The sequence below is a fragment of the Mesorhizobium sp. BR1-1-6 genome (genome assembly GCF_020165355.1).
Classification (GTDB): domain Bacteria; phylum Pseudomonadota; class Alphaproteobacteria; order Rhizobiales; family Rhizobiaceae; genus Mesorhizobium.
Genome location: NZ_JAIUHZ010000004.1, coordinates 52,792 through 68,148, shown reverse-complemented (window position 1 = coordinate 68,148; position 15,357 = coordinate 52,792). Strand labels below are relative to the sequence as shown.

16 protein-coding genes and 1 riboswitch are annotated in these 15,357 nt (G+C 63.2%); of the genes, 7 read left to right on the top strand and 9 right to left on the bottom strand.

From position 1 onward, the window contains the following. The gene (locus LB545_RS10335; protein ID WP_140514647.1) at positions 1-714 is read right to left on the bottom strand and encodes a transcriptional regulator NanR; all 714 of its coding nucleotides are present in this window, start codon (positions 712-714) and stop codon (positions 1-3) included. Between the two features lie 282 nt (positions 715-996). On the opposite strand from LB545_RS10335, the gene oiaX reads away from it, so the two are divergent. Then, entirely contained in the window at positions 997-2,247 is a 1,251-nt protein-coding gene (oiaX, locus tag LB545_RS10330) for a 3-oxo-isoapionate-4-phosphate decarboxylase OiaX (RefSeq protein WP_224704977.1), read from the top strand. An 8-nt stretch (positions 2,248-2,255) separates the two neighbouring features. Further along, positions 2,256-3,578, top strand: a complete 1,323-nt coding sequence (locus LB545_RS10325) for a four-carbon acid sugar kinase family protein (RefSeq protein WP_140739396.1) — start codon at positions 2,256-2,258, stop codon at positions 3,576-3,578. 58 nt (positions 3,579-3,636) lie between these two features. Here the strand turns inward: LB545_RS10325 and LB545_RS10320 are convergent, their stop codons facing one another. Together LB545_RS10320 and LB545_RS10315 are read right to left on the bottom strand one after the other, a co-directional pair. Then, entirely contained in the window at positions 3,637-4,449 is an 813-nt protein-coding gene (locus LB545_RS10320) for a class I SAM-dependent methyltransferase (protein ID WP_140555490.1), read from the bottom strand. 154 nt (positions 4,450-4,603) lie between these two features. Beyond that, positions 4,604-5,143, bottom strand: coding sequence for an Lrp/AsnC family transcriptional regulator (locus tag LB545_RS10315; protein WP_140514639.1), 540 nt, complete (start codon positions 5,141-5,143; stop codon positions 4,604-4,606). A 49-nt stretch (positions 5,144-5,192) separates the two neighbouring features. Between LB545_RS10315 and LB545_RS10310 the strand changes: the two genes are divergently transcribed. The 4 genes from LB545_RS10310 to dhaL all read left to right on the top strand — a co-directional run bounded on the left by LB545_RS10310 (position 5,193) and on the right by dhaL (position 8,926). Beyond that, positions 5,193-6,383 (top strand): MFS transporter, encoded by a 1,191-nt coding sequence (locus LB545_RS10310; protein ID WP_140555492.1) that lies wholly within the window; start codon positions 5,193-5,195, stop codon positions 6,381-6,383. A gap of 59 nt (positions 6,384-6,442) precedes the next feature. Then, positions 6,443-6,645: riboswitch (FMN riboswitch) on the top strand. Positions 6,646-6,721: 76 nt separating this feature from the next. Continuing rightward, positions 6,722-7,195 (top strand): 6,7-dimethyl-8-ribityllumazine synthase, encoded by a 474-nt coding sequence (locus LB545_RS10305; RefSeq protein ID WP_224704975.1) that lies wholly within the window; start codon positions 6,722-6,724, stop codon positions 7,193-7,195. A gap of 77 nt (positions 7,196-7,272) precedes the next feature. After that, complete coding sequence (locus LB545_RS10300; protein WP_140555496.1) at positions 7,273-8,280, top strand: dihydroxyacetone kinase subunit DhaK; 1,008 nt, start codon at positions 7,273-7,275, stop codon at positions 8,278-8,280. Between the two features lie 10 nt (positions 8,281-8,290). After that, positions 8,291-8,926: a dihydroxyacetone kinase subunit DhaL gene (dhaL, locus tag LB545_RS10295; RefSeq protein WP_181170887.1), complete on the top strand. Its 636-nt coding sequence runs from the start codon at positions 8,291-8,293 to the stop codon at positions 8,924-8,926. Here dhaL and LB545_RS10290 read toward each other — a convergent pair. From LB545_RS10290 to LB545_RS10280, 3 genes are read right to left on the bottom strand one after another with little or no spacing between them, the layout of a single operon-like run. After that, positions 8,923-9,366, bottom strand: coding sequence for an RpiB/LacA/LacB family sugar-phosphate isomerase (locus LB545_RS10290; RefSeq protein ID WP_140497783.1), 444 nt, complete (start codon positions 9,364-9,366; stop codon positions 8,923-8,925). The two genes, dhaL and LB545_RS10290, sit on opposite strands and share 4 nt — an antisense overlap. 34 nt (positions 9,367-9,400) lie before the next feature. Continuing rightward, on the bottom strand, positions 9,401-10,159 hold the full coding sequence (locus LB545_RS10285) for a triose-phosphate isomerase (RefSeq protein ID WP_140555498.1): 759 nt from the start codon (positions 10,157-10,159) through the stop codon (positions 9,401-9,403). A gap of 18 nt (positions 10,160-10,177) precedes the next feature. Then, positions 10,178-10,948: a DeoR/GlpR family DNA-binding transcription regulator gene (locus LB545_RS10280; protein ID WP_140555500.1), complete on the bottom strand. Its 771-nt coding sequence runs from the start codon at positions 10,946-10,948 to the stop codon at positions 10,178-10,180. Between the two features lie 263 nt (positions 10,949-11,211). Between LB545_RS10280 and fba the strand changes: the two genes are divergently transcribed. Next, complete coding sequence (gene fba / locus LB545_RS10275; RefSeq protein WP_140497777.1) at positions 11,212-12,276, top strand: class II fructose-bisphosphate aldolase; 1,065 nt, start codon at positions 11,212-11,214, stop codon at positions 12,274-12,276. 21 nt (positions 12,277-12,297) lie between these two features. On the opposite strand, the gene LB545_RS10270 is transcribed toward fba, so the two are convergent. Genes LB545_RS10270 through LB545_RS10260 form a run of 3 tightly spaced genes read right to left on the bottom strand, consistent with a single transcriptional unit; the run spans position 12,298 to position 15,283 of the window. Then, complete coding sequence (locus LB545_RS10270; protein ID WP_140555502.1) at positions 12,298-13,089, bottom strand: aspartate/glutamate racemase family protein; 792 nt, start codon at positions 13,087-13,089, stop codon at positions 12,298-12,300. Then, positions 13,086-14,447 (bottom strand): dicarboxylate/amino acid:cation symporter, encoded by a 1,362-nt coding sequence (locus tag LB545_RS10265; RefSeq protein ID WP_224704974.1) that lies wholly within the window; start codon positions 14,445-14,447, stop codon positions 13,086-13,088. The genes LB545_RS10270 and LB545_RS10265 overlap by 4 nt, the downstream gene beginning before the upstream one ends. Positions 14,448-14,449: 2 nt before the next feature. Continuing rightward, positions 14,450-15,283 carry a substrate-binding periplasmic protein gene (locus LB545_RS10260; RefSeq protein WP_181167654.1) on the bottom strand — a complete coding sequence of 278 codons (834 nt, stop codon included), beginning with the start codon at positions 15,281-15,283 and terminating at the stop codon, positions 14,450-14,452. Between the last annotated feature and the right edge of the window lie 74 nt (positions 15,284-15,357).

Genomic DNA, 15,357 nt, shown 5'->3' with positions numbered 1-15,357 from the left:
CTACTTATCGGAATTCATCACATAGAGCGCACGCGAGCGTTCGAGATGCTTGATCATCGCCTTTTCGGCGCCGTCGGCATCACGGTGCTCAATGCGGTCGATGATCTCCTCATGCTCGGTAAGCGTGTATTGTTCCTTGCCGGTCCAGATCAGCATCTCGGTGTGGTATTCCTTCAGCCAGCCGAGCGTGGCTTCGCTGACGGCGACATAGATCGGATTGCCCGATATCGCCGATATCTGGGTGTGGAACTTCATGTCGGCGGAGATGAAGGCTTCGGAATCACCGCGCGCGGCGCGCTGCTCGGCCACCGTTGCCCTGAGCCGCTGCACATCCTCGGCGGTCGCCTTTTCCGCGGCTTCCCTGACCATGCCGCGCTCGAAGAAGATGCGCGCCGTCTTCAGGTGCTCCAGCGTGTCCCTCGATGAAGACAGGATGATCTTGGCCGCGCCGTCGACCTGCTTGATGATCGATTTGGCGGTTAGTTGCAGCACCTTGGCGCGCTCGCCATGCGAGATGGCGACCAGTCCCATATTGCTCAGCGCCTGCATGGCCTCGCGGATCGCCGGCCGGCCGACCTCGAAGCGCTCCATCAACTCGCGTTCGGACGGCATGTCGTCGCCCGGCTGCAGCTCGCCGCTGGTGATCAGCCGCTTCAGCCTTGCAAAGACTTCGTCGGAAAGTTTGCGCCGGACGATCGGCTCCGAACGGTTCATCGTGACGAATCACTCCCTGGCCCGGTTCCTGTTTAGCATTCCAGGCAGGATTACCGGAATGCCTGCGCCTGGAGCGGTCCCGCGATTTCATGCAATCGCCAAGCCGCGCCAGCTGTTTGTTCCAGGCATTCCGAACGAAAAACGCCGCTCATTTCCCGGAATTGCCGAAGCCGGCCCTCTTGCCGAAGTCGGGATATTGCTTGCAATACTTAGGTACTCATTATACCAGATTTCCTGCGCGACAAAACTTTTTTCGAACCCTTTTCAAGCGGCCGACAGACCATGATCACGCTTACCTATCGCATCGAAACCTCTGGCAGCATCGAAGCGCTGGCGGCCAAGATCGCGAGCGACCAGTCGACCGGCACCTTCGTCCCACTGCCCGGCGAGACCGAGGAATTAAAGGCGCGTGTGGCGGCTCGTGTGCTGGCGATCAGGCCGCTGCCCGATGCCGAGCAGCCGTCGCTTCCCGGATCCGGGAACGGCCCCTTCCGGCGCGCCGATGTCGATATCGGCTTCCCGTTCGACGCCATCGGCACCGACCTGTCGGCGCTGATGACGATCGCCATCAGCGGCACCTATTCGATCAGGGGCCTGTCCGGTATCCGGGTCATCGACATGAAGCTGCCGGAACAATACCGGGGCGCCCATCCCGGCCCGCAATTCGGCGTTGCCGGCAGCCGCAGGCTGACCGGGGTCGAGGGCCGTCCCATCATCGGCACCATCGTCAAGCCGGCGCTTGGCCTCAGGCCGCACGAGACAGCCGCGATGGTGGGCGAACTGATCGAAGCCGGCGTCGATTTCATCAAGGACGACGAGAAGCTGATGAGCCCGGCCTATTCGCCGCTCGCTGAGCGGGTGAAGGCGATCATGCCGCTGATCCGCGACCACGAGCAAAAGACCGGCAAGAAAGTGATGTACGCCTTCGGCATCTCGCATGCCGATCCCGACGAGATGATGCGCAACCACGATCTGGTGCTGGAAGCCGGCGGCAATTGCGCGGTCGTCAACATCAACTCCATCGGATTCGGCGGCATGGCTTTCCTCAGGAAGCGCTCCGGGCTGGCGCTGCATGCGCACCGCAATGGCTGGGACATTCTCACCCGCCATCCCGGCCTCGGCATGGATTTCAAGGTATGGCAGCAATTCTGGCGGCTGCTCGGCGTCGACCAGTTCCAGATCAACGGTATCGGCTCGAAATACTGGGAGCCGGACGATTCTTTCATCCGCTCTTTCGAAGCGGTGACCACGCCGCTGTTTTCATCATGCGATTGCGCGCTGCCCGTGGCCTGCTCCGGCCAATGGGGCGGCCAGGCGCCCGAGACCTATGAGCGCACCGGCCGCACGGTCGATCTCCTCTATCTCTGCGGCGGCGGCATCGTCAGCCATCCGGACGGGCCCGGCGCCGGGGTGCGCGCGGTGCTGCAAGCGTGGCAGGCCGCGGTCGAGGGCATTGCCCTCGACGAATTCGCGCGCGACCATGCCGAGCTGGCACGCTCGATCGAGAAATTCAGCGACGGCAAGGCGGCCTGAGCGAAGCCATGCAGAACCTGCTCCTGAGCTATTATGGCGACGACCTCACCGGCTCGACGGATGTCATGGAGGCGCTCGAGCTCGGCGGCGTGCCGACGGTGCTGTTCATGCGTCGGCCCGATGAGCGCCTGCTGGCGCGATTTTTCCATTGCCGCGCCGTCGGACTGGCCGGCACCAGCCGAAGCGAAACGCCGCAATGGATGGAGCAGAATCTGGCGCCCGCCTTCGAATGGCTGAAGAGCCTCGAAGCGGCGATCTGCCATTACAAGATCTGTTCGACCTTCGATTCCAGCCCGACGGTCGGCAATATCGGCCGCGCCATCGAGATCGGCCGGCGCATCTTCGGCCAGAGTAGCGTGCCGATGGTCGTCGGCGCGCCGCAGCTCAAGCGCTACACGGCCTTCGGCAATCTTTTCGCGGCGTTCCGCGGCGAGTATTTCCGCATCGACAGGCATCCGGTGATGAGCAGGCATCCGGTGACGCCGATGAACGAAGCAGACCTGCTCGTGCATCTCTCGCGCCAGACCAGTCTCAGCTCCGGCCTTGTCGACCTGGCTGCATTGCAGACCGACGATCTCGCGCAAACGGTCGACCAGGCCGTGCAAAACAGGGCGATCATCCTGTTTGATGTCGAAAGCCGCCAGACACAGAGACGCGTCGGCGAACAGATCTGGCGCATCCATGACCAAGGCCATGGCTTCGTCGTCGGATCCTCGGGCGTCGAATATGCCTTGCTTGCCGAATGGGCCGGCAAAGGCATTGCCTCCGGGCAGGCGTCGTTCGCGCCGCCGGGACCGGTAGACCGCCTCGCGGTGGTCTCGGGCAGCGTGTCGCCGACCACCGAAAAGCAGATCCGCCACGCCCTTGCCCACGGTTTCGACGGCGTCGAGATGGATGCCATGCAACTGGTCACGGAGGGCGCCAAGGAGGCAATCGAGCGCGCCGTCGCGAGCGGATTGGCAAGCCTGGCTGCGGGGCGCAGCGTCATCCTCTACACCGCGCTTGGCCCACAGGCCGACCGTAGTGCGGAGATCGACCATATCGAAGGGGCACGCAACAGGCTGGGCCGGGCGCTGGGTGACATTCTGCGCCGGCTGGTCGTCGAGAAGAAACTCAAGCGCGCGGTGATCGCTGGGGGCGACACCTCCAGTCACGCGCTCGGACAATTGGCCATCGACGCGCTGACCGTGCGCATGCCGTTGCCGCAATCGCCGGGATCACCGCTCTGTGTCGCCCATGGCGGCGGTGCGATCGATGGACTCGAAATCGCGCTCAAGGGCGGCCAGGTCGGCACCGACGCCTATTTCGAGACGATCCGGCTGGGAAGCTAGATGTTTGTTTTTGCGCAATTCCGGACGGAAAACCGTACACACTTTTCCTGGAATTGCTCTAAGCCGTTGCCATGATGACGTGAGCCTGAATTTTGGCGGCCACCGCGCCGCTGCCATGTCTGTCTGCAATCGCGGATGCGGCGTAGTCGGTCGCGGCTTGCAGTTTCCCGGCCTCCCGGGCCTCGATTTCGGTGCGAAGCACAGTTCCCTGGCAATAAGCGACGGCGGGAAGGCGCGGCGAGGATGCACGGCTTTGTTCGGCTCTCGTCTCGATCATTACACCGGAGAACCCAGCATCCTCCAGCTCGTGACGGATCACTGCCTTGTCGTGGTAGCCATGGGGTGTGCGTGCCAGAAAGCGCGGCGGATCGTCGGGGAAGATCCTTGCGAGAGCATTCGTCACATCATCGGCAAAGACGTTCTCCTCGATGCGATCCCATACGCTGAACAGGAAATGTCCGCCCGGCCTCAGGACACGCCTGGCTTCGCGGTAGGCCGATGGCCGGTCGGGAAAGAACATCGCACCGAACTGACAGCAAACGAGGTCGAAGGTCGCATCTTCAAACGGCAGCGCCAAGGCGTCCGCTTGACGCCATGTGATGCGACCGTCGGGAGGTTGTCGCGAAGCGGCATAGTCGAGCATCGGCTGGTTGAGGTCGGTTACCGTATAGCTTGCGCCGGGAGACAGTTTCGGCGCCAATGCACGGGTAACGACCCCGGTGCCGGCGGCCGTCTCCAAAACGGCGGCGGGCGACAGGGACGCTGCTCGTCCTGCAATATCCGCAGCGAAGGGCTCGAAAATCAACGGCACCATATAGCGGTCGTAGTTTTCCGGTATGGAGCCAGCGAATACCTTGTCCGTTTCCAGCATTGCCACCACCCGCCCTCTGCCTAGAGGCTCGGGAGATTAGCATATCATTCCTTGTTTTGCGGCGTTTTCGGCGGAGGCGGCGAGTCCAGCTCCAAATCAAAGAGATAGAGCATGATGTCGTCCGAAAACCGCTTCGCGCTTATGGCATCAGGCCTTAGTACAGAGGCTCGGCCATGTGCTTGGGCGCCGGCCACTGCGTCGTGACGCCGGGCTGCACCGGCCGCTCGAGATAGGTCGACAGCACCACGTAGCTGCGCGTCGAGGTGACGCCGGGTGTCTCGTAGAGGCGCGACAGCAGGCCTTCGAGCGCCCGTGTGTCCTCCGTGCGGACCTTCAGCAGCATGCAGGTGTCGCCGGCAACCGTGTGGATCTCCTCGACCTCCGGATATTGCGAAACCGCCATCAGCTCCGGCGTCTTGCCCCAGCCCTTGGTGTCGATATGCACGAATGCCAGCAGCGGCTTCTTGACCGCCTTGGGGTCGATGATGGCAGCCGTGCCGCGAATGGCGCCGCTGCGCCGAAGGCGCTTGACGCGCTCATGCGCGGCGGGCGGCGAGAGGCCGACACGATCGCCAAGCTCAGCATAGCTGACCGTGGCGTCGTCGACGAGAACGCCTAATATCTTTCTGTCGATCGCGTCGAGATCGCGGGGCGCCGGCCTGTTCTGCGGAATGCCATTTGTTTCTTCGTCCATAGTGGAAATTCCCGATTGCAGCCGAATAAAATACGGCCATTATGAATATATGTCGAACAGCGATCAAGCAGTAACCTTGGGTGCGAATGCCCGGCCGCCCATTCCGGCGCTGGCCTATCTCTTGACCGGATGCATCGCCGTCATCGGCTCGAACTCCCTGGTGCTGGGTCCGATTGCTCCCGCCGTGGCCGTGTCGTTCGCGACCAGCGTGCCTGTCGTCATGATGGCGGCCGCCGCGTTCGGCCTCGGCACCTCGGCGAGCGCCCTGTTCCTGGCACGCTACATCGACCGGGTCGGCGCGCGCCGGATGCTTCAGGCGGCCTTGCTGCTGCTGACGTTGGCGCTTGTCGCAAGCGCGGTGGCGCCGACGGTGACGGCGCTGGTCGCTGCGCAGCTTCTCACCGGCATCGCCGCCGGCGTCGCCATGCCGGCAATCTATGCCAGTTCCGCGGCGATTGCCCCACCTGGACGGGAAAGCGGAACGATCGGCGTTGTGCTGACCGGATGGACGCTGAGCATGGTGGCCGGCGTTTCGCTGTCGGCGGTGCTTGCCGATCTCGTGCACTGGCGGGCCGTCTTCGCCGCCGTGGCGCTGCTGGCGGCGCTGGCGCTTGGCAGCCTTACCGCGTCGTCACTCCCGGATGTCAGAAAGGCCGGCCCGGCTCCAGCGCCGCTCGAGGCGCTCGGCATTCCCGGCATCGTGCCGCTTCTGATCGCCTGCGGCGCTTTCATGACCGCCTTCTACGGTGTCTATGGCTATCTTGGCGACCATCTGCACAGCGGGCTGGGCCAGCCGGTCAGCGCCAACGGCCTGGCCGCGCTTGCCTATGGCGCCGGGTTCGGCACGGCGGCGCTCTTCGACGGCATCATCGATCGCCTGGGGGCCCGCCGCGTCATGCCCTTCGCTTACCTGCTCGTCGCCATCGTCTATGTCGCGATCGCCGCAACAAGCAACAGCTATGGCCTGACGCTCGCCATGGTGGCGGCCTGGGGTCTCGCCAATCATTTCGGATTGAACGTGCTGGTGATGCGCCTGTCGGCGCTCGATCCGTCACGGCGCGGCACGATCATGGGCCTGAACAGCGCGGTGACATATCTGGCGGTCTTTATCGGCACCACCGGTTTCGGGCCGCTATATTCGGATTTCGGTTTTGCCGCATCGGCAATGGTGGCGGCGTTGCTGATGCTGGTCGCGGCTTCGGCAGCGGCATGGCGCACGCGCCAGCCACACAGGACGTGATGGGCCACCAGCCTTCGCCTGGTTGACAGCCGCGCCCCTGCCCTTCCATACAAAGCCGTTAATGTTCTCAGGGCGGGGTGAAAGTCCCCACCGGCGGTAAGGACTCCTGATTGCGCATGGTTTCTTTCCGAAAACCGGTCCGGTTTTCGGGGTCATGCGCGGGACCCAAGCCCGCGAGCGCTTTCCGGCAAAACCGGAAGGGTCAGCAGATCCGGTGTGATTCCGGAGCCGACGGTTACAGTCCGGATGGAAGAGAACGAAACGGAAGACGGACCGCCCCGGCGGCCGGTTTTCGTATCGTGCGTCCTGATTCTGGTTCGAAACGGAAGGATGGACCCATGAATCAGCAATCCCGCAGAGACTATGAAACGACCCGCGTTGCCGTTGTCAGGGCACGCTGGCACGCGGATATCGTCGACCAGTGTGTCGCTGCCTTCGAGGCAGAGCTTGCAGCAGTGGGCGACGGCCGCTTTGCCGTCGAAATCTTCGACGTGCCCGGTGCCTACGAGATTCCGCTGCACGCCAAGACATTGGCCGAGACTGGTCGCTACGCCGCGATCCTCGGCGCTGCCTTCGTCGTCAATGGCGGCATCTACCGGCATGAGTTCGTCGCCGGCGCCGTCATCGACGGCATGATGAATGTGCAGTTGACGACCGGCGTGCCGGTGCTTTCGGCGGTACTGACGCCGCACAATTACCACGACAGCGCCGAGCACCACCGCTTCTTCCTCGAGCACTTCCAGGTGAAGGGCAAGGAAGCGGCCGGCGCATGCCTCCAGATCCTGGCGGCGCGAAAGCACATCGCCGCCTGAAACAGCCGAGAGCGGGGTAGAAATCTCGGTAACAGCCTGTAGTATCTCGGGAAAATGCCGAGTTCGGGAGGATGCCGGTGCAGACCAAGAAGATCATCAATGACGGCAACCGTGCCGTCGACGAGATGCTAGAGGGGATTCTGGCCGCGCATCCCAGCCATCTCAGGAGCGTGGACGGCAACCCGCGCTCGATCATCGCCCGCAACGGACCGCGTCCCGGCAAGGTCGGGCTCGTCGTCGGCGGCGGCTCGGGCCATGAGCCGACCTTTCTCGGTTTTGTCGGCAAGGGCCTGGCGGACGCGGCGGCGATCGGCAATGTCTTTGCCTCGCCGCCACCCGATCCCATCCTTGAATGCGCCAAGGCGGCGAACGGCGGCGCCGGCGTCCTGTTCACGTACGGCAATTATGCCGGGGACGTGATGAATTTCGACATGGCGGCCGAAATGGCCGCCATGGACGATATCGAGGTGCGCACGGTGCTGACCACCGACGATGTCGCCTCGGCACCGCGCGACCAGCGGCAGAAGCGCCGCGGCGTCGCCGGCAATTTCTTCGTCTTCAAAGCGGCCGGCGCGGCCTGTGATCGCATGCTCTCCTTCGACGAATGCGAGCGCATGGCGCGCAAGGCCAACGACCATACCTTCACCATGGGCGTGGCGCTGTCGCCCTGCTCGCTGCCGCAGACCCGGCGGCCGAATTTCGAGATCGGCGCCGACGAGATGGAGATCGGCATGGGCATCCATGGCGAGCCGGGCATCGCGCGCGGCAAGCTCGGGACCGCCGACGAGATCAGCGACGAGATGCTGGACAATATCCTTGCCGAGATGGCGCCTTCGCGTGGCGACAAGGTTGCGGTGCTGGTCAATTCGCTGGGCTCGACACCGTTGATGGAGCTCTACATCATGAACCGTCGCGTCAAGCAGCGTCTCGACGACATCGGCGTTTCCATCCATGCGACCTGGGTCGGCAATTACTGCACGTCGCTCGAAATGGCCGGCGCCTCGGTGACGCTGTTCCATCTCGATGGCGAGTTGCAGACCATGCTCGACCATCCGTGCGACTGCGCCATGTTCCGCGCCGGCTGAGGAGTGACCCGTGAGCATCGATAGCGCTGACCTGAAGAGAATGTTCGATGCGATCGCGGTGGCGATCGAAGCCGACAAGGACCGGCTCTGCCAGCTCGACGGCGTCATCGGCGACGCCGATCACGGCATCGCCATGGCGCTCGGCTTCAACGCAGTGCGCGACGCGCTGGCGCCACTCGACCTGACGGCGACCGAGCCGACCGCGCTTCTCAACATGGCGGCTAAATCGTTCCTCAACGCGGTCGGTGCGTCGTCTGGCCCGCTCTATGCCACCGCCTTCATGCGCGCCGCCGCTGCCGTCAAGGGCAAGACCACGCTAGCTGATGCGGATGTCGTCGCGCTGTTCCAGGCGATGGCGCAAGGCATCCGCGATCGCGGCAAGGCCGAGATCGGCGAGAAGACGATGATCGACGCCTGGTTGCCGGCGGCGGAAGCGGCCGGCGCCAGCAATGCGGCGGGAAAAGGTCTTGCCGAAAGCCTCGACGCGGCAGTGGACGCGGCGCGCCTGGGGGCCGAGGCGACCAAGGACATGATCGCCGTCAAGGGCCGCTCCTCGCGGCTCGGCGAACGCTCGCTCGGCCATATCGACCCCGGCGCCGCCTCGGCCGTGACCGTCATCGAGGCTTTGCGCGACAACCTGGCTTAGGCCTGCTTCGCTTCATCGAGCTTGTTGATCGCCTGGACATTGCCGGCCGACGGTCCCTTCTCGTCGAACTCCGAGGCCAACCAGGTATCGACGATCGCCTTGGCGAGTTCCGGGCCGATGACGCGGGCGCCCATGGTGATGATCTGCGCGTTGTTGGATTTGGCGGCGCGCTCCGCGGAATAGGTGTCGTGGGTGAGTGCCGCCCGGATGCCAGGCACCTTGTTGGCCGAGATCGAGACGCCGATGCCGGTGCCGCAGAACAGGATGCCGCGGTCGTTCTCGCCGTCGATGATCGTCTGGGCGAGCTTTTGTGACAGGTCGGCATAAAAGCCGGCCTGGCTGAGGTCGCTGACGGTGAGGCCGGATTTTGTCGCGAGATGCGCGGCGATGACATCAAGCAACGGCTTGCCGGCGCTGTCGGCTCCAATGGCTATTTTCATGGTCGTGTCCTTTCTTGAATGAGATTTCGTTCGTTCAGATCGCCGCCGAGGCGCGCCTGAGGATGTCGATGTAGCCCTCCGCCTGCCAGGCCGAGCGGCCGATAAAGAGGCCATCGATGCTGGGCTGGCCGATCAGCTCGGCCGCGTTGCCGGGATTGACGCTGCCGCCATAGAGCACCGGCGGGATGGACGGCAGCAGGCCGCCGGCCACTTTCTTGATCAGCGCCTGCTGTTTTTCGGCATAGGCGGAGCTGGCCGGAATACCCTTGTCGCCGATCGCCCAGACCGGCTCATAGGCAAACAGGATTTTTGCCGCCTTCGCCTCGCCTTCGAGGAACAGCAGCGCACCCTCGACCTGGCCGGTCAACACCGCATCCGCCTTGCCGTTTTCGCGCTCCGCCAGCGTCTCGCCGACGCAGATCAGCGGTATCAGTCCGTGCTTGACGGCGGCCGCCGTCTTCAGGCCGACGGTGCGATCGGCCTCGCCGAAATGCTCGCGCCGTTCGCTGTGGCCGAGTTCGACCATGTCGAGACCGCAGTCGCTCAGCATCAGCGGCGAGATCTCGCCGGTCCAGGCCCCGGCATCGGCCCAGTGCATGTTCTGGGCACCGACCTTGACCCGCGTCGACGACAGCGCCTGCTTGACCTCGCGCACCGCCGTGAACGGGGGGATGACGAAAGGCTGGATGCGCTCGTCGAAGCCTGGCACGAAGCCGGCCAATGCCCCGGCGAAATCCAGCGCCTCGGCGAGCGTCTTGTTCATCTTCCAGCTTGTACCGACCCAATAAACCACGCCTGCGCTCCTTGATCCTCAATCCTTGTTGGCGACCACCGTCAGCGAAACGCCGGCGGCATCCAGTGCGGCGCGCATTCCGGGCTCGGGCGCGCGACCGGTGAAGACGGCATCGAACGCCTCGAGTTCGGTCAGGAAATGCAGCGCCGTGCGGCCGAACTTGCCGTGATCGACCAGAAGGTATTTGCGGGTCGCTGCTTCCATCATCAGCCGCTTGATCTGCACCACCTCCTGGTCCTGGTGGAAAGCGGAGGCGCCGTGGATAGCCGATGACGACAGGAAGGCGACGTCCGCGCGCAGCGATCTCAGCGAAGCCTCGGCAAGCAGTCCGAAGAAGCCGTGGAACTTCTTGCTATACTGGCCGCCGAGCGCAATCAGGTCGATGCCCCCGGCGCCGGCCAGGTCCTGGATGACGGCCAGATTGTTGGAGATCACCGTCAGCGGCCTGAAATCGGCGAGATGCCGTGCGATGCCGCCAGCCGTCGAGCCGTCGTCGATGATGACAGTCTGGCCGGGTTCGATCATCGCCACGGCGGCCGCCGCAAGGCGCTGCTTTTCCCCTGTCGCCTGCTTTTGCCGGTAGCGAAAATCGCTTTCGAAGAGACCGCTCGGCTGGATCGAAGCGCCGCCACGCACCTTGCGCAGGAAACCGCTCTCCTCAAGGTCGTCGAGGTCACGATGCACCGTCATCCTGGAGACGCCAAAGCGTGAGGCAAGATCGTCGACGCTCACCGCGCCGACGTCCATCAGAAAGTCCATGATGCCTTGACGCCTGTTATCGCTCTTCATTGCTGCCGATGTCCGCCAACCGACGCTGGCTCCTCGATAAGATAACATATTTCTTCCTGAAACTATCATGGTTTCTGTGATAATGAGATGTTTTCCTGGGATATTCCCGTGGCTTTCATCACGGCCCTGTAACAAGAATTGCTGCCGGGACGGTGTCTGACGGTTGCGGTTGCGCGGAAATCCGGCCAGAAGCATCGGTGGGCTGGACGATGCGCGGACAGCCAGCAAGCACAGGTTCGAAACCAGATACGGGAGACTATTCGTTGGCTCGCATCACACTGAGACAATTGCTCGATCACGCCGCCGAATACGGCTATGGCGTGCCGGCCTTCAACATGAACAACATGGAACAGGGCCTCGCCATCATGGAGGCTGCGGAGGAGACCAAGTCGCCGGTCATCCTGCAGGCAAGCCGCGGTGCGCGTGCCTATGCCAATGACGTGGTGCTGGCCAAGCTGATCGATGCGCTGGTCGAGATCCATCCCGACATCCCGGTCTGCATGCACCTCGACCACGGCAACAACGAGGCTACCTGCGTCACCGCGATCCAGCATGGTTTCACCTCGGTAATGATGGATGGATCACTCAAGGAGGACGGCAAGTCGCCGGCCGACTACGCCTATAATTCGGGCATCACCAAGCGCGTCGTCGACATGGCGCATTGGGGCGGCGTTTCGGTCGAGGGCGAGATCGGCGTGCTGGGCTCGCTGGAGAGCGGCGGCGGCGAGCAGGAGGACGGCCACGGCGTCGAAGGCGCGATCAGCCACGACCAATTGCTCACCGATCCGGTGCAGGCCGAGCAGTTCGTGCGCGACACCCATGTCGACGCGCTGGCGGTTGCAATGGGCACCAGCCACGGCGCCTATAAATTCTCGCGCAAGCCGGATGGCGCGGTGCTGGCGATGAACGTCATCGAGGAAATCCACCGCCGCCTGCCGAACATGCACCTGGTCATGCATGGTTCGTCCTCGGTGCCAGAGGATCTGCAGGAGATCATCAACAAATATGGCGGGCAGATGAAGCCGACCTGGGGCGTGCCGGTGGAAGAGATCCAGCGCGGCATCAAGCATGGCGTGCGCAAGATCAACATCGACACCGACAACCGCATGGCGCTGACCGGCGCGATCCGCAAGGTGCTGACGGAAAATCCCTCGGAATTCGACCCGCGCAAATATCTGACGCCGGCGATGGCGGCGATGAGGAAGCTGTGCAAGGAGCGTTTCGAGCAGTTCGGCACCGCCGGCAACGCGCCGAAGATCAAGCCGCTGCCGGTCTCGGAAATGGCCAAGCGTTACAAAGCGGGCAGCCTCGATCCGAAATTCGGCTAAACGACCAGTTCCCGGAGCGGTTCAGTGTTGGATAGAACCGCCGAACCGCTCCAGCTCTTTACGGGATGAGAACACCGGCCGAGGTCGCGGAACGTCCTGCGCGGCGAAGCCCAACCGTGTCAAACAGGCTCGCGCCAAGGCTGCATTGCTGTCGATGACGACCAATCCGTTCGTAGGGTTGAGGCTGGCGGCCACCACCGACAGTTCGGTGCAGCCGAGAACGGCCGTATCGGCGCCGGCCGATCGCGCGATTTCAAGCGCGCGCTCGGTTTCGCTCGCCGCCTCCGCGATCGAACCACCCTTGACCAGGCCGATCGCGCTATCGACGCGGCCCTGGAATTCCGTGACGGCGGGAAAGCAGAGCTCAAATCCCGCCGCCGACATCCTGTCCCGATAGAAGCCGGAGACCAGCGTGCCCTGCGTGGCGAGGATCGTAACCTTGCCTCGGCTCAGGCTACGATGGGTTTCAGCCACGACCGCGTCGGCGATATGGATGATCCGCGCCTGCGAGCTCGCCGCCAGCTGCTCATACCAATGATGGGCGGTGTTGCACGGCATCGCGATACAGGCAACGCCGAGCGCATTGAGCGTCGAGACCGCGGCTTTCAAAGACGCCAGCGGACCGTCATGGCCGGCAAGGATCGCCTCGGTCCTGTCAGGCAGCTGTGGCACGCTGAGGATGACGGCGGGCACATGCTCATTGTCCCGGAACGCCTGGGTCATTCGGGTCAGCTTGAAGTAGAAGTCAGCCGATGCCAACGGCCCGAGGCCGCCAATGACGCCGAGCTGGAGGCTGATGCCATGGTCGATCATCGAGCGGGCTCGGCTTCGAGCTGTTCCGACGCCGCTTCGACAGGCTGCATTGTCTCCCTGTGGCTGGGCGCGATCATTGCGGTGCTCGCCGCCACGGTGCAGACGCTGGACAGCGTCATGAACGTGTCGACGGCCGCGTCGACGGCGACGAACAGGGCGAAAGCCGCCTCGAAGGGAATCCTCAGGTAGCCACAGACGATCGACATCTGGGACAGGATGAGCAGGCTGCCCATGCCGCCGGTCGTGAGCGCGAGAAGCGCCGAGGTGATGCCGACGAGCAGGAGGTCGGGAATTGCCAGCGGACGGCCGTAGAGCTGGGCGATGAAAAGAACACCAGACGTGTAAAGCAGCGCCGGGCCTGTCCGCAGCAATGCCGCCTGCAGCGGCACGAGCAGTTCGACGACCACGAGGCTGAACCGCAGACGCTCGCTCAGCAGGTTTATGACCCACGGAAGCGAGGCGACGGTAGAGCGCGTGGTGATGGCGACCATGAGAAGGGGCTGACAGGTCTTGATCGTGGCCCAGTAGCTTCGCCGAGAGCGGATGGCGATAACGGCAAATGCGCCGGCGATGAATGTGAGGCAGGAAAGACCCATCACCAGCAGATAACCGCCCATCAGCGTGAGCGGCTTGGTTCCGGTCGACGCGGTCTGATCCGCGATCAGGATGAAGGTTGCAAACGGCAATCCCCAGATGAACCAGTTGGTAAGGACCGTGCAGGCCCGGTAAACCGCGTTCAGCGCCTGAGACAGGCTCATGGACGAAGGCTGGGGAATCTTGCCCATCGCGAGCCCGAAAAGCAGGCAGAACAGCAGGACCTGGATGGTTTGACCGGAGGCCAGCGCGCTGAAGACGTTGTTCGGTACAAGATCGAGCAGTATCGAACGCCCGGTGTCGGATCCCTCATTGGGTGGTGGTTGGTAGGGGAATGCGAGATCGGTGGATACACTGCCCTGCGAATTGATGAACTCGCCAAGCTCGATGCGCGATTGAGGATTCTCGATCTGGCCCGGCTGAAGGACAAGCGAGTAGGTGCCACTCACCAATACGCTCAGGAACGACACGACCAGCACCGCCATACCCACGCGGCCCAGGTAACGGACCGAGTTCGGATCCTGAACCATCGACATGATCGAGAAGATGACCGACGAGACCAGGTAGGGCAGGACGACCATCTTGAGGAAATTCAGGTAGAGCTGCGCCACAGGGCTGATCGCATGGGCAAATGCTGGATAATAGAGGCCGCAAAGGATTCCCGCCCCGATCATCGCAATCGTCGTCGCGGGCGAGCGCAATATGCGCCTCGCCGCCAGGCGCCAATCGAAAGCCAAGGGTCCGGCTGCTTCCGTGACGGCCATCGTCAGGCTTTGCTCCCCAACCGGTAGCGCGCGATGATCTCGTCAGTGTTGAGAACCTGCTGACCGCGCGCGAGATCGAGGTAAAGGTCGATAAACGCCGCGAGATGCGGATTGTCCGGTCGCACACCGATTGCGATCGTGTCTACCTTGTCGGTCAGCGTGATCGAGCGCGCGGCGACCGTCATCGACGGATCGTCGACCATCAGCTTCTTGATCTCGAAATCGTCGCGATACGCCATGTCGATCGTCCCATCGCGGATCGCATCGACAACCATGTCCCAGCCTGTAAAACGATGAACTTGTGCATGCGGGAAGGTCGTCGCCGCATAGGTTGCGAATGAAGAGCCCTCGATCACGCCGAGATCGCCCGAGAAATCGCGGATGATCTGCTCGGGTGGTTTGCCTTGCGCGATGCGCGCCAGGTTGAGGCGATTGGCGATGAGGCCTTGGTGCAGCATGGCATAGGGCCGGGAATAGAGGATTGAGCGGCCACGGCGAAGGGTTCGGCTGAGCTTGCCGATGGCTATGTCCGCCTGGCCGGAAGTCAGCTGTTTCACCATGCCGTCGAACGTTGCGGCGGATCGGTCGAACACCGGCTCGACGCCGAGCTCCGCTGCTATGCCGCGGGCCAGTTCCATGTCTATGCCGCTGTTCCCCGATCCATCGGCCGGGAAGAATGGATCGGAGGCAAAGGCCGGCATTGCAATGCGAAGCGCATTGTCGCCGACGACGGGAGCGATCTCCGCCTGCTGTCCTGGAGTATTGGCCGCCCGAGCTTGCGCGACCAGCAAGCCGACGCTTCCGGCCGTGAGCAGCGTACGACGTGTAACCGACATGCGGATTCTCTAGTTCGCGAGGGAAGCCGGACAAACAAATCGGACCAATTCGCAGTATGCATGGCGAAGTTAAA